The 22,382-nt window shown below is 31.1% G+C and carries 20 protein-coding genes; 5 read left to right on the forward strand and 15 right to left on the reverse strand.

Annotated features, from left to right (window positions below; all coding sequences use genetic code 11):
- Positions 1–9: 9 nt before the first annotated feature.
- A complete protein-coding gene (locus RH98_RS02920; protein WP_010250336.1) occupies positions 10–732 on the forward strand; it encodes a glutamine amidotransferase-related protein in 723 nt (240 codons plus the stop codon).
- Positions 733–769: 37 nt separating this feature from the next.
- Here RH98_RS02920 and RH98_RS02925 read toward each other — a convergent pair whose 3' ends face one another.
- The 7 genes from RH98_RS02925 to RH98_RS15995 form a co-directional block, all read right to left on the reverse strand.
- Positions 770–1,324: a hypothetical protein gene (locus tag RH98_RS02925; RefSeq protein ID WP_026038703.1), complete on the reverse strand. Its 555-nt coding sequence runs from the start codon at positions 1,322–1,324 to the stop codon at positions 770–772.
- Positions 1,325–2,114: 790 nt separating this feature from the next.
- Entirely contained in the window at positions 2,115–3,026 is a 912-nt protein-coding gene (locus tag RH98_RS02930; RefSeq protein WP_010250339.1) for a helix-turn-helix domain-containing protein, read from the reverse strand.
- Positions 3,027–3,392: 366 nt separating this feature from the next.
- A complete protein-coding gene (locus RH98_RS02935) occupies positions 3,393–4,157 on the reverse strand; it encodes an ABC transporter ATP-binding protein (protein WP_010250341.1) in 765 nt (254 codons plus the stop codon).
- Positions 4,157–5,203, reverse strand: a complete 1,047-nt coding sequence (locus RH98_RS02940; protein WP_010250343.1) for a FecCD family ABC transporter permease — start codon at positions 5,201–5,203, stop codon at positions 4,157–4,159. Before RH98_RS02940 ends, RH98_RS02935 begins: the two co-directional genes overlap by 1 nt.
- Positions 5,190–6,092: an ABC transporter substrate-binding protein gene (locus RH98_RS02945; protein ID WP_010250345.1), complete on the reverse strand. Its 903-nt coding sequence runs from the start codon at positions 6,090–6,092 to the stop codon at positions 5,190–5,192. The genes RH98_RS02940 and RH98_RS02945 overlap by 14 nt, the downstream gene beginning before the upstream one ends.
- 2 nt (positions 6,093–6,094) lie before the next feature.
- A complete protein-coding gene (locus tag RH98_RS02950) occupies positions 6,095–7,633 on the reverse strand; it encodes a TonB-dependent siderophore receptor (protein ID WP_237717499.1) in 1,539 nt (512 codons plus the stop codon).
- A gap of 111 nt (positions 7,634–7,744) precedes the next feature.
- The gene (locus RH98_RS15995; RefSeq protein WP_237717500.1) at positions 7,745–8,257 is read right to left on the reverse strand and encodes a TonB-dependent receptor plug domain-containing protein; all 513 of its coding nucleotides are present in this window, start codon (positions 8,255–8,257) and stop codon (positions 7,745–7,747) included.
- 205 nt (positions 8,258–8,462) lie between these two features.
- Here RH98_RS15995 and RH98_RS02955 point away from each other — a divergent pair, with 205 nt between their 5' ends.
- A complete protein-coding gene (locus RH98_RS02955; protein ID WP_010250347.1) occupies positions 8,463–9,365 on the forward strand; it encodes a helix-turn-helix transcriptional regulator in 903 nt (300 codons plus the stop codon).
- 39 nt (positions 9,366–9,404) lie between these two features.
- On the opposite strand, the gene RH98_RS02960 is transcribed toward RH98_RS02955, so the two are convergent.
- Together RH98_RS02960 and attM are read right to left on the reverse strand one after the other, a co-directional pair.
- The gene (locus tag RH98_RS02960) at positions 9,405–10,535 is read right to left on the reverse strand and encodes a zinc-dependent alcohol dehydrogenase family protein (RefSeq protein WP_010250349.1); all 1,131 of its coding nucleotides are present in this window, start codon (positions 10,533–10,535) and stop codon (positions 9,405–9,407) included.
- Between the two features lie 15 nt (positions 10,536–10,550).
- Positions 10,551–11,345, reverse strand: coding sequence for an AttM family quorum-quenching N-acyl homoserine lactonase (gene attM / locus RH98_RS02965; protein WP_010250351.1), 795 nt, complete (start codon positions 11,343–11,345; stop codon positions 10,551–10,553).
- A 224-nt stretch (positions 11,346–11,569) separates the two neighbouring features.
- Between attM and RH98_RS02970 the strand changes: the two genes are divergently transcribed.
- Both RH98_RS02970 and RH98_RS02975 read left to right on the forward strand, forming a co-directional pair.
- On the forward strand, positions 11,570–12,415 hold the full coding sequence (locus RH98_RS02970) for a helix-turn-helix domain-containing protein (RefSeq protein ID WP_010250354.1): 846 nt from the start codon (positions 11,570–11,572) through the stop codon (positions 12,413–12,415).
- A 66-nt stretch (positions 12,416–12,481) separates the two neighbouring features.
- The gene (locus tag RH98_RS02975; RefSeq protein WP_026038708.1) at positions 12,482–13,660 is read left to right on the forward strand and encodes a Bcr/CflA family efflux MFS transporter; all 1,179 of its coding nucleotides are present in this window, start codon (positions 12,482–12,484) and stop codon (positions 13,658–13,660) included.
- Positions 13,661–13,699: 39 nt separating this feature from the next.
- On the opposite strand, the gene RH98_RS02980 is transcribed toward RH98_RS02975, so the two are convergent.
- The 3 genes from RH98_RS02980 to RH98_RS02990 all read right to left on the reverse strand — a co-directional run bounded on the left by RH98_RS02980 (position 13,700) and on the right by RH98_RS02990 (position 16,659).
- On the reverse strand, positions 13,700–14,227 hold the full coding sequence (locus tag RH98_RS02980; protein WP_026038709.1) for a lipocalin family protein: 528 nt from the start codon (positions 14,225–14,227) through the stop codon (positions 13,700–13,702).
- 97 nt (positions 14,228–14,324) lie between these two features.
- A complete protein-coding gene (locus tag RH98_RS02985; RefSeq protein WP_010250361.1) occupies positions 14,325–15,329 on the reverse strand; it encodes a glycosyltransferase family 2 protein in 1,005 nt (334 codons plus the stop codon).
- A 304-nt stretch (positions 15,330–15,633) separates the two neighbouring features.
- Positions 15,634–16,659: an NAD(P)-dependent alcohol dehydrogenase gene (locus RH98_RS02990; RefSeq protein WP_010250363.1), complete on the reverse strand. Its 1,026-nt coding sequence runs from the start codon at positions 16,657–16,659 to the stop codon at positions 15,634–15,636.
- Positions 16,660–17,004: 345 nt separating this feature from the next.
- On the opposite strand from RH98_RS02990, the gene RH98_RS02995 reads away from it, so the two are divergent.
- Entirely contained in the window at positions 17,005–19,128 is a 2,124-nt protein-coding gene (locus RH98_RS02995; protein WP_010250365.1) for an outer membrane beta-barrel family protein, read from the forward strand.
- A gap of 65 nt (positions 19,129–19,193) precedes the next feature.
- On the opposite strand, the gene RH98_RS03000 is transcribed toward RH98_RS02995, so the two are convergent.
- From RH98_RS03000 to RH98_RS03010, 3 genes are all read right to left on the reverse strand, one after another.
- Entirely contained in the window at positions 19,194–19,658 is a 465-nt protein-coding gene (locus RH98_RS03000) for a hypothetical protein (RefSeq protein ID WP_026038710.1), read from the reverse strand.
- Between the two features lie 92 nt (positions 19,659–19,750).
- Positions 19,751–20,323, reverse strand: coding sequence for a DUF3592 domain-containing protein (locus RH98_RS03005; RefSeq protein WP_010250369.1), 573 nt, complete (start codon positions 20,321–20,323; stop codon positions 19,751–19,753).
- A 287-nt stretch (positions 20,324–20,610) separates the two neighbouring features.
- Entirely contained in the window at positions 20,611–22,380 is a 1,770-nt protein-coding gene (locus RH98_RS03010; protein ID WP_010250370.1) for an ABC transporter ATP-binding protein, read from the reverse strand.
- Positions 22,381–22,382: the final 2 nt, after the last annotated feature.

Here is a 22,382-nt window from a genome sequence, read left to right on the forward strand (position 1 = left end):
TTTCGATAAATGAATGTACATTTTGTAATACATGAAGAATATGAAGGTCCTGGTGCTTATTTAAATTGGGTAGAAAAAGGAGGTCACACGCATTCTATGACTCGATTATATTTAGGTGAATCTTTGCCCAATTCTATCGAAAACATAGATATGCTTGTTATTTTAGGTGGACCACAAAATCCAGCTACTACTATACAAGAGTGTTCCTATTTTGACGCCCAAGCTGAAAAAGCACTTCTCTTTGACGCTATCTATAAGAACAAAATTGTCATTGGTGTTTGTTTAGGAGCTCAGTTAATTGGTGAAGCTTTAGGAGCTAACTATAAGATAAGCCCAGAAAAAGAAATAGGAGTATTTCCTATCACTCTTACTAATGATGGGATAATGAACAGTAAATTTAGTCACTTTGGTTTTTCTTTAGATGTAGGGCATTGGCATCAAGATATGCCTGGTCTTACAGAAGAAAGTAAAGTACTCGCTACAAGTGCAGGTTGTCCAAGACAAATAGTCAAATACAAAAATTACGTCTATGGTTTTCAATGTCATATGGAATTTACACCTGAGGCAGTTGAACAATTACTTTCAAATTGCAAAGATCAGTTAAATGATGCTACAAGCAGTCCATTTGTACAATCACCTGCAGAAATACGAGAATATGATTTTACAAAAATGAATAATGCATTATATGAGTTTTTAGATAAACTAGTTGAAATCTATAAGAAAAATAATTAAGCAAAAGGCTTGTCAATAAAGACAAGCCTTTTGTTTTTTACCAAGGTCGTTTATCAGTTTGAACTTCTTTTGTTAAATCAAACACAACACTAAAAAAACTTCCTGTATCTACTCTTCTTAAATTATAAGTATACTCTGTATCTGTAATAGTTACCCACCAGACATTCCCAGCTGCTGCAGGTAGCATTGCTACAGTTTCTTGATCTGCAGGAAAGAACTGTATATCATTTCTACCCACATTCGTAGAAGTTCCACCATACATAGTTATCTCATCTGGAGTCCCATTTCTATGTCTATGATCATGCTTTAATTGAATAAAGTCTTCCTTTAAATTAAAAACCCATGTACGTGATAAGTCATCTCCTACAAAAAAAGGAATCTTAACTTCATTTTCATTGCATGACATTACATACATAATTAACTCTTTGTCTTTAAAATCATCAGGCACCGGACTACTAACTATTTTTCCTACATAAGCCTTATGACAATGATTTGACAACTTACTTAGGAACTGTTTAGCATTATTAGTTACTTGAGCATTTACCGACAACGAACAAATACAAAATAGCATTAAAAATAGAGTTTTCTTCATATTAAAAAGAATTAAGAGTTAACTTATCATTACTAATCTTAGTTGTGATAAATAAAATTATTTTTTGGAAGATACTCATTTTTTAATTATCGAAAGTCATCCTGACTTTTTAGTTTTCTGAGACTTCTTTTAAACGATAAAAACCGTGAAATTCCATACCCCCCAACTATATAATGCAGTGTCGAATCTATTACGTAAAGAAGAAACACTATCTCATCAAGCCTTTGTTCTTCCAATAGCATATCTTTCTTTGTATAGTTTCTTATCAGAATAGATTTATATATCAATAGGCTATGAAGTTTTCTATAATCACTTTAATTATCTATGCAAAAAAAACACCTTACTTTTTTTTAACCCTAAAAAACATATCTAGCTTATTAACAGCACATTATCCCAAAAAATAATTTATTGGGGTAAATTTAGAGTACTTGCTAAAGCCAGTATTCATAAGCATTAGAGCGCAATCCTTCAACAGTTCTTCAACAATTCCCCATGATTGCTCTATACAGAAGGCTGGTTGTTGAAGGAATCTTGAAGAACTGTTGAAGCGTTGTTGAAAAAATCTTACCCTCTATAGTAATAAAGGCAAATCTTGACGATCAGTAAAATCTAAAGAATGTTGTCATACTCTTTTTTCTATCTTGATAAGCAACTTGCTCTTCTCCTTTTAAAACTATAGGATGACTTCCATCTAAATCTCCACTTAATAAATCAATAAGAAACTTATTCTTTTTATGAATTCAGCCCAACAAGATGTACAAAAGAGATATATTCCCAATCTAAATTATTACTAGCTCATTAAACATTGTTGTGCATACTGTTTGAGTACAGCTTTGCGCTCTTGTTTACATTTTAACTCTCTTAGTCTAACGATGCTATCTAGTAATAATCCCCCTTTTTCAAATGCTCTTTGAAAAGAGAGTGTAGTTGAAAAATTAGTTAATCTAGCTATTTCTTCAATGGATAAAGTAGTAAATAACAATAGATTTAATGCTCCTAATAATCGCTGACATCTATGAAATTCGCCAAAAGTAGTTTTAAAATAAGCTTTATACCGCTTTTGTAAGTGATAGACTGAAACATCTAGCTCATTGGCTAAATCTTTAATTGAATATTTAGGAAAGAGCACTAAATAACGTTGGTATAAATCATAAGCGCTTAGGCAAAACTGTCGATCATGAACGAGATCTAATTTATGCTTATAATTAAATGCGATACGATCATCACAATTACAGTCTGTAACAAAAAACACAATTCGATCATACTCATCTATATAAGAAACTCCAAGTATATAAGTTGTAAATCCTCGATGATGTAAAGAGAAACAAATATTAGTAAAACTTTCTTTATTGTAAGCAACCTTGCTCTCTTTTATCCATCCCGCTAACTTCTCTTTAATCTGATAAGTAACTTGTGTACTACTTAGCAACTCATCAGAGAAAGATCTTACATCCCAGTATCCAGCATCATAGACTAATGTGTAAGCAAATGTATTAATAACATTATGTTCTCCTATGACAGTTCCTAAAAGTTCTTGGTTAGCAATAAATCGAAGTAAACTAGCATAAGGACGATAAATGAAACTCTCTATCTTATCGTCTAATTCTTCATCTCTAAAATCTAATGGACTAAAGGTCTTTCCTAATTGTCCCATAAATGATATAGATGCGTGAACAATATCAAAATATAACTGTGACTTCATTTCTTTTTTTTAATAGATATACCCAAATTAGCCTATACATTAATCTTATTTAAAAAGATATATCACTGTGCTCATTAACATGATTTACATGTTTACAATCGAAATAATAATTAAAACAATTACTATTGTAATTTAGGTCAAAGTACTATTGATAAATAGTTCTTTTAATTAATCTTATAGAAAGATTATAAACTTTTTTTCTACATACAAAATAAAGAAAAACTATTAACAAAACATCACTATTTGCGATAAAAATGCCAACATAGGATGTTAAATAAAATACAAATATCTGATTTACAACAATTTGTTATTTATAATAAATATAAATAACAGACTATTACTTCTACTATTAGCCTACTATTGTTACTATTTGTAACTAAAAAACAACTCGTTTTCTTCTCCCTTAATTACTTTACAGTTAACGCCAAAAATCTCTTTAATATTGTGCTCTGTTAATACCTCAGCAGGACTTCCTTGCCTGTAAACGCTTTTATCCTTAAGTGCATAGATATAATTGCAGTAGTTAGCAATAAGTGATAAATCGTGCATGGTACTTAATACCCCTATTTTTAATTGTTTAACAATGGATAATATTTCTAATTGAAAACGAATATCAAGGTGGTTAGTGGGTTCGTCTAAAATAATAAACTCTGGTTGCTGTGTTAAAGCTCTAGCTAGTATAATACGTTGTTTTTCCCCTCCAGATAGACTAGAGAAAAAACGGTCTTGATAATTTACCATATCTACCTGTTCTAAAGCTTCTAAAGCTATAGCATGGTCTTTTTCATTAAAAGATTGCCAGGGAGATTTAAATGGAATACGCCCTGTAAGAACAACATCTAAAACAGAAGAATCAAATGTATGCTCGTTAAATTGACTTACAACGGCTATTTTTCTAGCCATTTCTTTAATAGTATAATTCTTAATGTTCTCTCCTTTATAAATAATCTCACCTTGTTTAGTATGTAAAATACGATAGACATTCTTTAGCAATGTTGATTTTCCGCATCCATTACTTCCTACAACACCAACAAATTGACCTTTTTCTACTCTTATCGAAACATTATCTAATATCTGTGCATCAGGATAACTAAAACTTAAATTCTTAACTTCTAACAACAATTCACTCATTATAACTTTCGCTTATTCGTTAATAAAATTCCTGCAAACAATGGACATCCAATAATAGCTGTCACTATACCTATTGCCATTTCACTTTGTGGAATTATCACTCTTGATATCCAGTCTGCTCCTACTAGAAATAAGGCTCCCACAACTGCACTAAACAATAATGTCCAATGGTGTTTACTTCCTACAAAACTTCTAACAATATGCGGCACTGTCAATCCTACAAAACCTATCACCCCACAAAAGGACACCACTACACTTGTTAAAAAAGCAACTAACGAAATCATTATAACTCGCTTTATCACAGGGTTAACACCTAATGTAACTGCTGTTTCATTTCCCATCATCATAACATCTAATTCTTTTGAATGCAGTAGGAAATAACCTAAAACTATTATCAATACACCATATACTATGGCTACTTGTTGCCATGATACATCTGATAAACTTCCCATTGTCCAGAATGCAACTGAGCGAATTTTCTCACTGTCGTCCGCTACATATATCAATCCATTGGATAAAGCCGCACAAAATGCATTAATTACTGTCCCTGCTAATATTAAACGCAAGGTAGAAACACCATTTTGCTTCATACTTAAAAAGAAAATAAATAATGTAGCTAAACATGCTCCAATAAATGCCATCAAAGAAAGAGACATCTCACCGATAAATCCACTTATTTGTATTCCTAATACTATTGCTAAGGTCGCACCTAAAGAAGCTCCTGATGATATTCCTAAAATAAAAGGATCTGCCAATGGATTTTGAACACTTGATTGCATAACAACACCACATATTGCCAAGGCTATTCCTATCCCTATAGCCATAATTACGCGAGGAACACGCATTGTCCAAAATACTTCTTTAAGAATTTCTAATGGTAATTCAGAGGATGTAATATAAGAGGCATCTTCTGAATTAGAAAAGATAGCTTGCACATCTTGCAAAGAGATTGATATAGTTCCTGATAATATGGCTATTACTGCAATCAGCAATACTAATACTACTAACAGTAGTAAATAAAAATATTTTATTTTATTGTTTTTCATTACTTGAATCTGGATATAAAAATTCTTGAACTTTTTGATATAATGAGACAAACTCTAGACCTCCACTAACTGCATTGGAATAATCAACCGTCAGTATTTGTTTTTCCTTTACAGCTTTCATCTTACTTAGCACAGGATGATTGTAAAAATATTCTAATAAGCCATCAGCTGTGTTTATTTGAAAATTTGAAATAATAATATAATCGGGATTAAATAATACAATATGTTCTATTGAAATTGGTACGCTCATACTTCCACTAGTAAGAAACTCCATACCTAATTCCTCTACTATCTCTCCCATTAAACACTTATTAGGTGTATAGTTATAAAAAATACTTTGCGATCTTACATTTGCCAAAAAAAGCACACGTCCTCTTTTACTACGATTATCTATATTGATGTTATCTTTAATTACTTTTAGTTTTGCTAGTTCCTCTTGAATAAAATCTTCCACTGCTGCTTCTTTGTCAAAGACTTTTCCAAATGCTCTTAAATCTTCCAAAAACACATCTAAAGTGCGAGCTTTATTAAAGTCAAAAACTGGAACCACTTCTGTATTATTCTTTTTCCAAAAATCAGGTGAACCACTTCTTTTAGCTTTAAATGCGGACTCCATACCAAACAGATAAGTTGGTCTTAATTTTAAAACCGCCTCTTTACTTGGCCAAGAGTGTGTTAGAATAGGCCAATCGGGATAATCTCCCTCCTTTACTTTTTGGTCTAAGTAACCTACTCCTACTACCTTTTCTTTACCTCCAAATTTTTGAACCATTTCTAAAGCTTGTTGACCAAACAATACAATGCGTTCTTCTGTTTGCGCAAATAGGGTATTGTGTACAAAGCACAATACCCCTATTATAAAAAATTTACGATATTCTAATAACGTCATTCTTAGAAATTATAAGTTAGGCTAAGTTTAAAATTAGAGGCATCTTCTGGTCTCCAGTAGTAAAAACCCCCTCTCGAGTTATAATAAGCCCCATTGTATAAATAACGGTCAAAAACGTTATTAACTAATAATGAGACTTTAAACTCATCATATTTCCAACTTGCTCCTAAATCCACTCTTGTATAATCAGGTAATGGATGACTAGTATCTCCTCCAAAAGCCCATGTTGCTCTATCTCCCATAAAAGTGATTCCTCCCATAAAAGATAAATTTTCTAATGGACCACTTTGAAATGTATAATTTAACCACGCATTTGCCACATGTTTAGCAAAACCACTAAGTCGAGTACCTTTAGCTGCTTGCTTTGTCTCTTTAGTAACTTCTGATTCTGTGTAAGCATAATTAGCATTAATTGATAATCCTGGAAGGATTGAACCATTAATATCTAACTCCAAGCCTTGAGTACGCGTCTCTCCTAATTGCAACACATAATTTTCACCAGGCGCATTTAATGGATCTCCCGATAAGTGGTTTTCTTTAATAATGCGATATAGTGAAACTGTAGAATTCCATTTTCTATTAAACCACTGATTTTTAAAACCAACTTCCATATTATTACCTGTTAGTGGTTTAATCTCACCTCCATCTCTACGCATTCCCGTCTGAGGAACAAAAGTTTGATCATATAATGCATAAACATTCATTTCAGAGAACAATTTATAATTTACTCCAAAACGCGGTGTAAACTTTCTATCCTCTTTACTATCGCGATTAGCGTTCTCGCGAACTGTAGTATATCTTCCCGCAATTGTCACTAATAGCTTATCATCAAATAATCCAATCTCATCTTGTAGATAAAGTCCAGTATAACTTTGTCCCACATCTGCTTGTCCAATACCGTATTGAGCTACTCTTTGTGCTAAAGGTTGTGATCTATCAAAATCAGGATAACCATTAACAGGCACTTGGTACTGATCATTATAAATATTAAAAGAACCTATTGTATCATAGTCAAACTTTTGACTCCAATCCACTAAATATCGTTTATGTCCTATATCTAGTCCTCCTAAAATATTGTGGGTGATATTACCAGTCTTAAAATCACCATTTACAAATATTTGTCCCATAACAGATTCATTTTCTGCATCCCATAGATTACTTGTTCTTACAAAATCACCTTTTTCATCGATATGAGTTACCCACATATACTGCCCTTCTTGTTCAAACTTCATATAAGCGGCTTGGGCAGTTAGCTTCCAATGATCATTAAATACATGCTGAAGATTTGCTAAAAAACTTTGATCATTAATTACTGTTGGCTCAAACCCCGGATCACCAAAAGTTCTTTTTCTAGGTAAAGAAGCAAAGCCATCTTTAGAGAAGAGGTAATTAGCACCAAAGTCAGACATCTTTAAATATTGATAGGTGTACTCTGTGGTCAAAGTTGTTCTATCACTTAACAAAAAAGTCATAGAAGGAGCAAAACTAAAACGCTTATTAAATTCAAATTCTCTCATCCCATTTTTGTACTGACCTGCCATATTAAGGCGATACCATACTTTATTGCTCTTGGGAGTTAGTATTCCATCTACATCAGCAGTAGCACGTACAAAATCATAACTACCAAATTCTAAACCTGCTTTTTGTCTATTCTATCCTGTTGGTTTTTTAGTCACAACATTATATATTCCAGAAGGTTCACCATTAGACATCATAAAACCAGCTGGACCTTTTACAAACTCTATACTCTCTACAAAACTCATATCCTCTGATAAGGGACCATAAACAGAAGAAATATTCATACCATTTCGAAAAGCAGAAGCTCTAGAGCCTCGCATATTTATCCTAGCATAAACATCTCCCCATTCTTCTAGCCTTACAGCTCCACTTACATTTCGTACTACACCTTGGTCGATAGTAGTAATATGTCTACCTTCAATTAAGTCAGCTGTTAAAACTTGAATATTTTGAGGAAGGTTATTAACTGTTTGGCTCAATCTCAGCGAATTAGAACTCTTCTTTTTTGTAAATGAATTTCCGACAGCTTTAATAGTTACCTCTTGTAATTCTTGTGTTTTTATAGCCAGACTATCATTAGTTTGAGCCTTGACAAAGCAGACTCCTTGAAAGAAAAGAATGCTGAGTAATAAAGTATTTTTATTCATAATTGCGTAGATTTATTTTTATTTAAATTTGTTTTAAATAAGATTACGCAAAAGTCTAGTATTCACTTTACCTAAAAATAACGCTAGAGGTAGGATATACAACGCTAGAGGAAATAGTTCACTAAACTAACTGATTATAACATATTTACTATTTAAAAACACTATAAATAATTATCTTTGCAAAGTGAATGATAAAGAAAAAACAATGATACAGACTTTTCTCCCAGCGTCAGACTCTCCCGATATAGAGTTTTACAAGTACGATGAAGAAGATATTACAATGGACGTAATGAAAATAACCATAGGAGATGTTAGTATTAAATATGGTGAGTACACTTCTGAAAGAGAGTTTAAATATACTGTGTTACCACAAAAAAACACTCTTCTTACCTATAATTGTCTTGCAGGAAACAGTTTGACGATAAACCATGAAAATCTTGATGTATATGAAGGGGATTCTGTATTATTTCGCGAACATGCAGTTCCTTATGAACATATTATGCAAACAAATAAAGAAAACAAAGGTATCTACGTTGAGACAGCTGTTCCTATAAATTATTTTGGTAATTTATTAGATGATGACGACCAATTTTTAAGTGAAATCACTGACAATAAAGATCCCCGTTTATTTATCAATATTAACGTGACTATTCAACAAGTGTTGCAACAAATTCTACAAAACCCTTTTGATGGAAAGTTAGCGCAACATTATTTAAATAGTAAATTAACAGAACTACATATTTTACAATACCAGAATTGGAAGGATAATAAGCTTAGCGCTAACTGTTCTTTAATTCCAAGAGATAAAGAAGCTTTACATTTTATTAAAGAATATATAGAGAAGAATTACAATAAAGAATTTACTCTTCAAGACCTTGCGTTAGAAGCTGGAATTAATCAAACTAAACTTAAGGTTGGTTTTAAAACACTTTTTGGCACAACAACTTTTGCCTATCTGCACGACCTAAAGATGAAAAAGGCATTAGAGATGTTAGAAAGCAAAAACTACGCTATCTATGAAGTTGCAGAGGCTGTAGGATATAAGCATAGTCACCATTTCACTAAAGCATTTAAAAAATACTTTGGGCATTTACCTTCTCAGATATAAATCAAAAATAGGGAGTTTAATTACTCCCTATTAAATATTTTAATCAAACAATATGACTTGTCGGATGGCTTCTCCTGAAGCTAGCCTATCAAATCCTTCATTAATATCTTCAAGTTTTAAGCGATGTGTGATAAGTTGCTCTACAGGTAATTTACCCTCTTTATAAAGTTCTAAATATGCAGGAATATCTCTTAAAGGCACACAACTACCAAGGTAGCACCCTTTTAGTGTTTTCTCGTCCCCAACTAATAACAAGGGATCTAGAACAAACTTTTTATCTGGTGCAGGTAAAGCTCCAGTAATAGTTCTTCCTCCTCTTTTAGTAACGTGAAAAGCAAAGTCTAAAGCTGGCATAGCACCCGCAAATTCTACAGAAGCATCTACTCCATTTTCTTTTGTATAATCTTTTACTTCTTTGACTATTCCCTCTTTTGAAGAATCAAAAACTTCTGTTGCGCCAAGCTCTTTAGCTACATCTAACTTATATTTACTAATATCTGCTGCTAGTACTTTTTTAGCCCCTGCAGCTTTAGCCCCAAGTATAGCTGCTAGTCCTACACCCCCAAGTCCGACAACCATTACAGATTCACCTAATTTTAATTGTGCTGTATTCATTACAGCTCCTACTCCTGTCATAACTGCACAGCCAAATAAGGCTGCTATTTCAAAAGGATAGGCCTTATCAATTTTTACAAGTGAATCTATAGATGCAACAACGTGATCCGCAAAACCAGAAACTCCTAAATGGTGGTAAATCTTATCATTCTCCTGATGCAATCGTATTGCTCCTCCTAAAAGCGTACCCGCACCATTAGCTTTTGCTCCTTTTTCACATAATGCTACCCTCCCAGTTTGACAATATATACAATGCCCACATGAAGGTAAAAATGAAAAAACAACATGATCTCCAACTTCAAAATCATTAACCTCTTCACCTTTTTCTATAATTATACCAGCCGCTTCATGGCCTAAAGCCATAGGTAGTGGTCTTGGACGATCACCATTAATTACTGATAAATCAGAATGACATAGCCCTGCAGCTTTAATCTTTACTAATACTTCTCTTCGCTGAGGTTTATCTAACTCTACTTCTTCTATTGTCAATGGCATAGATTTACTATATGGGCGTTCTCTTCCCATTTCTCTTAATATAGCTGCTTTAATTTTCATTGTCTTAAACTTTAATTAATAATAAAACTCAGGAGCTTTTTTAAATGTACTCCATTTTATAGGGTCATGTCCTGTAACTACTATAGCATTAGCTTGTTGAGCAATAAATCTTAATTTAGCTACTGAACGCACTGAATCAACAGCAGATGCTAAAAAACCAGGTAATGCTTTGTCTTCCCAATGATCAACAGTATAGGCAGCGTCAACAGTAAGTAGTATAGAACCTTCATTAGGTAGTGTAATTAAAAAGCTACAATGACCAGGTGAATGACCAGGTGTCGGTATCATTTTAATTACTCCATCTCCATATAGATCAAAAACCTCATCTCTTTCTATTTCTAAAAAATGCCACTTTAAGCCAGGTTTGTTAAAGTCCTCTTTTATATATCCACCAGCGGCAAACCAATCTGCGCTAAATGCATACTCATACTCTTTTCTTTGAACCACATGTATTGCATTGGGAAAACGACCTATAGCTCCTGTATGATCTAAATGTAAATGACTTTGTAAGACGAACTTTATACTTTGTGGATCAACACCTACTGACTGGATTGCATTATAACAACCTTCCTCTTCTGTCATAACGGGCCAATATACTTGGGTAATACCTTTCCAATGTTTTACTGGGTCAATAGCACATTCTACAGCATTCCCACCATCTATTATCACATTTCCCTTTGGATGGACAATCAAATACCAAGGGACTGGAATTTCATATGGATCTAAAGAAGCATTCATTTTAATGTTGTTTTCCTTACATTTCAAAACACCTGTTTGAAACATATACAAACGAATTTCATCTGCTTTCATAATTAGTATTATTTTTTGGTTAGTATCTAAATATAAGTATTTTACCCTAAAAGCTAATTAGAAAAGTAAATTTTAACGCACTCAATATTATTGACTTAAACAATTATTAGTCAAGATTCAATAGAATTTACAAGTACAATATAATGGTCTTTTTACCATAAATTTTATTTATTGAATTCCTCTTAAATTAAATACTTACTTTTGCTCTTGTTTTTTTAAGCGATATGATACCCCAAAAAAAGGTAATTAAAGTACAACAGTATGATAAGAATACCCCAATTGAGTTTTATACAATTGAGGACAATAACGATCTATTTATCTTTGACTATCACTACCAATATAATTTCTATCAAATTTTCTGGTTTACAAAAGTTACCTCACAACATTCTCAAGAAATAGATTTTAAAACTTACCCTATAATAGAAAACCATCTGTGGATCATCTATCCAGGTCAAGTGCAATTTTTTAATCCTAATGGTATTTGTGGTTATTATATGGCCATAGATAAAGATTACTTTAATCGTATCATATTTCAGCAATTAAAAACTAATTTATTTAAGGCTATTCCTCCTTTACATTTTGCTATCACTACAGAGAACACTATTATCTTTAAGCACTTAATAGAGTTAATTAAGAAAGAATGGTTAAGTAAAAAAAGAGTAGATCTATTAGACAAATATCTTACACTTTGGCTAATACATCTACAAGATTCAGAAATATTAAATGATACTATCTCGTCAACAGACGGGCGGTTGTTTGTACTATTAGAACTTATCGAGGCAAATTTTGTTACTCACAGGTCAAATGTATTTTATGCAGATAAGATAGCTTTGTCTGTCAAAAGAATGAATGAAATATTATACCTAAATACTGGCTATACTTTAACTCAACATATTCAACAAAGATTAGTTCTTGAATCAAAGCGTTTAATAAGTTATTCAAATGAAAATATTCAAACGATATCGAATCGACTAGGATTTACAGAAGTCAATTATTTTAATCGCTTTTTTAAAAAACACACAGGACAAACACCTTTAGATTTCAGAAATAACTTCTTAAAAGTCCAATGAGTCCGCCTTATTGGATAAGTTTGCCTAATAAACTAGTTGGTATATTTGCATCCTCAAATAAACGATATGAACAAATTAACAAAAATGCAATTTGTAGTAGTGATAATACTGTCACTTCTTTCTGCATTAGAGCCCTTTAGTATAGACTTATATCTGCCTGGTTTTTTAAAAATAGCAGAAACTTACAAAACAGATATAAAAGCAGTACAATTATCTATTTCATTTTTCTTAGGAGGATTTGCGATTGGGCAATTATTCTGGGGAATTATCTCTGACCGATATGGAAGAAAAATCCCTATTATCATTTCATTGTTGATATTCATTTTAGCAACTATTGCATGTATCTATGCTCAGACTATAGAGCAATTCTGGACAGCTCGTTTCTTCCAAGCATTTGCTGGATGTGCGGGCGTAGTTATTGCTAGAGCAATAGTCAATGAGTATTTTGAATCGGATAAGAGCATGCATGTCTTTTCATTACTAGCAATTATTGCAGGTATAGCTCCTATTATTGGTCCTGTATTTGGTAATTTTTTGATTAGTCATTTTGTATGGCAATCTGCTTTTGTAACCCTATTGATATTAGGAATTATCTGCTTATTAACTGTTATTTTCTTTTTGCCAGAAACTCGAATAGCCAGTGACAGCAAAGCAGTTAATCTTATGAATGATTTTAAAATTATTGTTCAAAACAACATCTTTGTAAAATACACTTTAATAGGTAGTTTGACTTATAGTATATTAATGATATATCTTGCTAATGCTCCATACTTAATTATGGAATATGGTGGGCTATCATCAAATACTTTTAGTGAAATTTTTGCTTTTAATGCAATAGGTCTAATTCTTGGCGCATGGCTTGCAAATTCTGTATTATCTCGTTGGTGGACAGTAGAACAAACAGTAAAATATACTATCTATTTTGGTATTATAAGCAGCAGTGCACTTCTTATACTTTCTGTTTTAAAAGCTCCTATAATTGATATATTAATACCAATCTTTTTTATTGTATTAACCTTAGGTGTATTATTTCCAACTACCACTAAACTAGCTTTAGCTCCTTTCACTACAAATAGTGGATCTGCTTCAGCATTATTAGGATCGTTGCAATTATTACTTACATTTATTATATCTGCAGTTACAAACCTAATCCCTCTAGATATCATTGTATTGACAGCATATTCATTATTAGCCTGTCACTTATTATATCTACTTTGTTATTTCATTAAAGAGAAAAAAATATAAACCAAATAAAAAAGGACGATAAAAAATCGTCCTTTTTTACTATTTATTATGTTCAATCCATAATAATTTATCTGTTTTATACCCTGCATCTTCCGCAATCTTCAAATATTCTGTTTTAATATCTTCTGGTATCGTTTTTTCTCTTGATAAAATCCATAAATATTTTAAATTCTTACCCGCTACTAATGCATATTTATAATCAGCATCTAAAGCTAAAATATTATATCCGGAATAAAACGGTCCAAAAAAAGACACTTTTAACTGACCAATCTTAGGAGAGCCAATAAACTTTGCTTTACCTTCAGCGGTCTTCCACTCTTTTTCAAAAGGATTATACCCTTTATTAATTACCTTAATTGTCCCATCATCATTCAGACTATAAGTAGCTGTTGTATTATTTAAATCTTTCTCAAATTTAAAGTCAAAACGAGCGATCTCATACCAACTTCCTAAATAACGATTAACATCAAAATTATCTATAGGTTTAGCTTTATATGTGATCTGTTGACAAGAACTTAGTATTAATACTACAAAAAAAGTTAATGCAACTTTTATAGAAAAACGCATATTCATATCCTTATATTTAAATTATAATAAAGATAAAAATACAAAAAGTAAGTTAACAAAAACTTTTAATTCTTTAAAAATAAAGAACAATACTCTTTTATTTTTCAGCAAACATTCCTTGAATATAAAGTAAACGCATGAAAAAATCAAAACTGCTATACTTTTCGTTCTTTAGTAATGCTAATATTTTATTTTTCACCATAGAACCACAATGATAATCTTTAAATAGCTGTATACCTTGCTTTGGAATACCCAACAAAAAACTTTGTCTTTCTTTCTTACAAGTATTTAGTTTATAAAAAGTAGCTAATGAAGTTCTTAGTAGTCCATTAGTATGGTTTTTAAAAGATTTCAAATTCTCAAAATCTTCTTTTGTTTTCGCCTTACTTTTACAAAAAAGAAAATAATCTAGATGAATTAAGTAAACTGCATAAACAGATTTAAAACAATGTTTTTGCCTAGAAAGTGAATCAGGATAATAATTATAGAAATATTCTTTAATATTATTAAAGAATATAGTATCACAATGTTTTAAATATTGACAGAGAAAAGCAGAATCCTCATAAAGAATAATAGATTCATTAAATTTAATATTATAATCCTTTACAATAGAAGCCTTAAATAATTTACCAAATAAAAAACCTGTTTTATATAGTTCACAATTTTTAAAAAGAACATCAAAACTTGTTGATGAACAAAGAACATTAGGTAGTTTAGGTGCCCAATCCTCTTTAAAATTTACTACATGAAATGTATGAATAACTAAATCTGCCTTTGAGGTTTTATAATCTTCTAAGAGCGAAAATAGATAATTCGGAGAAACATAATCATCACTATCTACAAATACGAAATATTGTCCTTTTGCTATATTAATTCCTCTATTACGAGCAGAAGACACTCCTTTATTAACTTGACAAATAAAAGTAATTCTATTATCTAGTTTTGATAACCTATCACATTCTTCTTTTGTTTCATCTGCAGAACCATCATTAATAATGATAAGTTCAAAATCTGTAAAACTTTGGTTTAATATACTATTTACACATTTACTTATAGTACTAGCTGCATTATAAGCAGGTAAAATAATAGAAATTAACGGCATGAATTTATCGCTTATTTTCTTGCGAAATTAAGCATTTATTTCCATTCTATTAAGCCATACTAACACTGTTTCCTATTAATAGGATACAAATCCATATAATTATTACATACTATATATGATTTATATACTACATTAAATACTTATCTAATTAAATATCAGCAATAATTCAAAAAACAAACAACTTAACAAGTCTAAATTAAAAATCAACAAAAGTTATATTTACAATAAATTAATATTTTAACAATTTAAAAACAATGGCAAAAGCAAGCATTTCTCTACTTTCACCATTGTAATATATAGTTATCTAAGGAACTAGCACTGCTCTTCCTTTTAATTGCCCTTTACGCATTTTATCATATACTTCTAATGCTTGTGTCAATGGGTATTTTTCTATCTTTATTTTGATTTTGCCTTGCCTAGCAAGAGCAATGACTTCAATAAGTTCCGTCTCTGACCCCCAATAAGGAATAGAGACATTAGCTCCTAGAGGTACGCTACCAAAAGCAATAGGATAATGACCTCCAGATAAACCGATAATCGTTAAATCTCCATTTAAGGAAACTACTTTTGCTGCTAATTCCATTGTAGAGGTAGCCCCAACAAAATCTAAAACTACTTTAGCTTTTTTTACACCCGTTATTTCTTTAATCTTATCAGCCGCATCAGTATCAGAGGAATTAATAATAAACTCTGCTCCCATTTTTTTAGCAAATTCTAATTTGTCATCTGTAATATCACAAGCAATAATTCGAGATCCACAAACTGCTTTAAGTATTTGTATGGCTGTATGTCCCAAACCACCAATTCCAATAACTACAACAAATTCCTCTGGCGTCAATTTATGCAGAGAACGCTTGATTGCAGAATATGGAGTTAATGCTGCATCAGTTATTGGTGCAGCAATAACTGGATCTAAATCTCCTATTGGAACTAGTAAACGCGATGAAGGAACTAACATATAGTCAGCCATTCCCCCATCTAGTCCTAGACCACCACCAGCTGCTTGACTAGCTTGATTATCACAATAATTTTCTGAGGATTCCTTACATGGTTTACAATGACCACATCCCCATGGACCATACACAAGTACTGCATCTCCTTTTTTAAATTCTTTTACTGATTCACCGACCTCTTCCACATATCCTGCATTTTCATGACCTAAAGTAAAAGGTGCGTTAGGAACTATTCCATCATCAATTACATGCAAATCTGAATGACATACTCCTGCTCCTGCTATTTTTATTAATACCTGATCTCCTGAAGGGATAGGTTTTTTCATATCTTCAACGATGCGGACATCATTTAATCCAAAATATCGAACTGCTCTCATAATTAGTAATAATTTATGTTAGTAAATTAAAACTTTCTTATGAGTATAAGCGTTTAAAACAATAAATCAATAGTTAAACAATATCAATAAGTATTTTATAAAAAATATTCATTTAAAAGAATTACCTCTTGATCTAATGTTAAAAATACAAATATCAAATAATCACTAAAGTTCTGTTATTAAGCATTAATAGTGACAATAGTGATAATAAGAGTAATGAAATTGCATTAAAATTTAAAAAAACACCTATCTAACCTTAGAATGATTATAAATAATAATATATTTGCGAATTAATCTATGTTACATAGAATAATTCTAAATAATAATTATTATAAGCTATTCCTTATGAATAAAAATTATATATGGCTTTTATCTTTGTGCAGCTTAACTGCATTTGCACAAACTGAAGCGCAATTAGACAGTATATCTGCTTCTTTTGAAACTCAATTGGGTGAGATATTTATTAAAGCGGAAAAACCTATTTTTAAGCAAAGTTCTGATAAAATGGTCTTTAATGTTGAAAGCAGTATTATGTCTACTGGTAGTAATGTTTTAGAAATACTTGGCAGAACTCCGGGCGTAGTAGTATCACAAGAAGGAGAACTATCTCTAAGAGGAAAAAATGGGGTAAGTGTTATGATAAATGGAAAACTTAGTCAATTATCATCGAAAGAGCTTGCAAACTTATTAAGATCTACCAATTCATCTGTTGTCAAAAATATAGAAATTATAGCTAATCCATCAGCTAAATACGATGCTGCTGGTAATGCTGGTATTATTAATATTGTAATGAAGAAGAGTTCTTTAGAAGGGCTCAACGGTAATTATTATCTTAATGGTGGACGAGGAAGAAAGAATAGACTTAATACAGGTTTAAGTTTAAACTACACACATGATAAGTTTAATATCTATGGTGACTATAATTATACTTTCAGAGGTGAAGAAGAGAGAAAAGATTTTTACCAAGATTTTTATAATGAAACAAACAAGAATCTGATAGATAAACAAACTATACAAAATTATATAACTAGTGAACCATTGACATCTAACAATTTTAAAATTGGTGCAGACTATAATATTTCTTCTAGAACATCGGTAGGAATATTATTTGATGCAAAAATAGGTAGATATGAAAACTATTCCACGGGTAATAGTTCAGTTTATACACCAGTTGGAAGTTTACTTACACAAGTACAATCTGACAACGCAAATAAAGAGCATTGGTATGACTATACTTCTAGCCTATCATTGACGCACTTTTTCAATGATAAAAATTATAAAGTTGATGTTGATCTTGACTATGAGACATCTAGATTTAAATCAAAACAACAACAATTATCCGACGTTATTTTAAATTTAGGTACAGAAGACTATTTAAATAGACGTGGAAATATTCCTTCTCACTTAAAAAGCTTTAATGGGAAAATAGACTTTAGCCTTCCTTTTAATGATGATAATACTTTAGAAACAGGTTGGAAATCAACTGTAAAGTCTAATGACAACCCTTCAACCTACGAAATAGAGAAATCTATTGAATGGATTAATGATCCTAATGCTACAAATCATTATAAATATAAAGAACAAATACATGCCGTTTATGCTAACTATAAATTAGTAGTTGATAAATGGTCCTTCCAGGCTGGGTTAAGATCAGAATACACAGAAACAGATATTAATCAAAAAACTATACAAGAGAGAACTAAAAAAGATTATACAAAATTCTTTCCTAGTGCTTCAATCAAGTATGAAACAGAAAGTGCACATGGATTCTATGCATCATATAGTAAACGTATTAATCGTCCAAGTCATTTTGATTTAAATCCTTTTAGATTTTATAATGATCCTTTTAACTATTGGCAAGGTAATCCAAATCTAAAACCTGAAATAACACATGCTACTGAACTTGGTTATACTTGGGATAAATACCTAATCGCAAATATATATTTTAGTGTAACGCATGATGTGATGACGCAGGTTTATGATTATCAGAAAGACACTGGTATCTTAGTAAAGAGTACAGATAACTTGAGTAAATCATATCATTACGGTGTTAACCTGACAAATACGGTTTCACCAACAGACTGGTGGAGTCTAACCAGTATGTTTAATTTATTCAACAATAAATATGAAGGAAATTATCGCAATACTTCAATAAATAGCTCTCAAGTAGCCTATACGATTAATGCCCAAAATAATTTTAAACTCCCATGGGGATTAAAATCAGAATTAAACGCACAATACTTTTCAAAATCTAATATAGGTTTATATAAAAGAGATGGTTATTTTGATATGACTTTAGGATTATCTAAATCATTGTTTGAAGATAAAGGAAGTATAAAATTAGCCTTAACTGATGCTTTAAATACTAAACATTACCGCATTACAGGTAATAACTTTGACTCACATATTAGACAGAAATATGACTTAGATAGTAGAATCATCACGTTATCCTTTAATTATAAAATTTAGTGTGTAAAAAGAAGAGGTTTTATCAAATGATAAAACCTCTTCTTTTTTATATAATTATCTTAAAACTAATTAACCCGTTTAAACATCAATTTTGCATACATGGGTTCCATGTCTTCTATTATATCCTCTAAATAATAGAGAAGATGTAATTCTTTATTATTCAACTTAGAAATCTCTAGTGCTTTCTCCATGTCTTCACCAGTATATAACCTGTTATTTAATATTGTATAAGTATCTTTTTTTACAGCTTCAATACAGTCACCCAAAGAGTTTCGACCTGAATATTCGTTAGCGATAATATAGCCATCAGTAAAACTTAAAATTAACACTCCACACCATTTATCTTCTGCCTTAACTTTACCAATACTCTTTTTCTTTTTGGTAAAGATTTTTGTTGTTGTATGTTCCCATTTTCCAATCAAACTATCTTTATCAATTGCTGAGGTTGAACTATTATTATCATCACTTGAACAGCTTATTGAAATGAATAATGACAAAATCATAGAACAGAGTATTGCTGATTTTTTCATTTATATCTTTTTATACATGACATACAAAAATAACCTATTAGACTAGTAATAAATTTATTAAATAAAAGAATTAAGCTATCTATTTATATAAATTACAAACCATTACTTATAGTATCAATAATATTAAATGAGGCATAAATATATACGACAAAGAACACTAAAATAATTCCAAAAAGAACAAGTAAATTAATATACAAATTTGTATTGAGTTCTAAGTGATCTTTAAAAATAAAGCGGTTAGGCTTATATTTGTCATATAATAGTTGATAAGTCTTACCTACAGGGTTAAATTTTTCTTCATCATCACCAGAATCTTCATTTAGTACTTCTGCAATTTCATATTCAATTGGCTGACCTTTTACATACGTGCCTTCTTCTGTTTTGAATTCTATGATTAACACTTCCTTTTTTATAGAATGTCTTCTACTACTTGCAATATTCGCATCTAGTTCTAAAGCTGATCGGAATTCAAGAACTTTACCTTCTGCTTCTACTCCAAATTGTTCTAATCTTCTATTCAAAATATATACACGTAACAATCCCAAAAAGGCAACAACAGGAATAAATAACAAAATATATAGCAGAGAATGTATCACAGCAAATAATACTGTTACTACTAAAAAAACGGCTAATGGATAATATATTTTTTCTAAAGACCTGACCATATTATTAAACATACTTTAATACTTACCAATATAAGTAACTTTTACTAAATACAAAAACATATTTACTATACTAAATTAGCATTATACCAAAAACTCTTTCTAAAATAGCAACAAAACTACTGTTATAGCTAGAACTCATAGTTGAATAGTATAAATCTAAAATCATAAAAGAAAGTATTACTTTTTAATACATAAATAGATGGTAAAATAATGAGGGACAATACAATGTACTGTCCCTCATAGTAAAATAAATATTAAATTGGTTATATCAAAACTCAGTATTTTGACTATTCACTAAACAATGCTTCAATCTGTTTTTCCGCTTGCCATAGATTATAGTATTTACCTTGTTTTTCTATCAAAGTTTGATGGTTACCCTGTTCTACAATTCTACCTTGTTCTAATACGCAAATTTTATCTGCTCCTCTCACTGTAGAAAGCCTATGAGCAATTATGATAACTATTTTTTCCTTTACTAACTCATCAATAGCTTTTTGTACGGCTAACTCACTTAATGAATCTAATGATGAGGTAGGTTCATCCAAAATGACTATTGGAGTATTTTTCAATAAGGCTCTAGCGATCGAAATTCGTTGACGTTCTCCACCCGATAGTGTATTTCCCATATCTCCTATAGGTGTATCATATCCCTTAGGTAGTTTAGATATAAAATCATGACACTGCGCTCTTTTAGCAGCATCTATAATCTCTTGTGAAGTGGCGTTTGGTTTAGCCATTCTAATATTATTTCCTATTGTATCATCAAATAGATAAACCTCCTGAAAAACTACAGAAATCATACTTAATAAATCATTCTGCTTTAAGTCTTTAATATCAATACCGCCTATTTTAATTGCCCCTCTTTGGCAATCTGCATATCGCATTATCATTCTTGCAAGGGTTGTTTTACCTGAGCCAGAAGGCCCCACTAAAGCAACTATTGATTTTTCTGCTATATTAAGATTAATATCCGATAGTGTTTTTTCTTTAGCATCTTCATAATAAAAATCTACATTATTAAATTCTATGTTATAATTAGATGGTTTAGATTTCGGCACTTCTACTTTTAATATTGGGGCAGTTAGCATTGTAGTAATTTGTTTATACCCTGCCTCCATTAAACTAAAAATCATCGTCATAGGTACAAAACTTGAGATCAATTCAGAAAAGCGAATAACGATAATCATTAATGCTGTCATTACCATCATATTACTATCAGCTTTTAATACAAAAAGCATACCTAATCCTAATGAGACTAACAAACCAATTTCTAATGATGAAGTAATAATCAGATTGGGCGTGCTTCCTTTACCATGACCATAAATCTGTACTTCTCTAACTTTATCAATGCTTTTGTTCAAGCGAGAAACAATACGATCAATACTATTACTAGCTTTTAATACTGGTAATCCTTGAATATATTCAATAGATTCTGCATTAAGTTCAGAATGAACTGCATTCAAATAATGCATACCTTTATCAAAGGAAGGTTTTCTCCATCGATATAACGGAATAATTAAAGGAAATATAAGAAGGATAACGATTGCTATTTTCCAATCAAAAAAGAAAGTCATTAATCCAACAGATATAGGAGTTATAATTCCATAAATCATTAAACTAGACACCGTTATAGTATAAGATATTACTTCATCTACATTATTACTTATTATTGCACTCCATTGACCTGAACGTTTATTTGATAGATATTCTAATGGCATTTCTCTTAATTTTTCTCCTTGACGTTTACGCAAATCATATTGCGCCTTAGAAGAATAACCTGCATAGTCATAATCCTGACCTATCCATCTACAAACAGCACTAATAACAACGAATCCTAATGCTATTAAAATATAAAACCAGGTTTCATCTCTATTCCCTTTACTCAAAGTCATAAAAATTGGATAAAAGCAAGTGTACGCTGCTCCCTGAAACACTGACGATAACAAAATCAAAATTAAACTTATCTTCAATTTTCTTCCCATCGGTCCTGCTGCCTTAATCAAGTTCATCAAAATACCGATAAAAGAACTACTCTTATTTATTTGCTCTTTACTCATAG

The sequence above is a fragment of the Myroides injenensis M09-0166 genome (assembly GCF_000246945.1).
In the GTDB taxonomy this organism is placed as follows: Bacteria; Bacteroidota; Bacteroidia; order Flavobacteriales; family Flavobacteriaceae; genus Flavobacterium; species Flavobacterium injenense.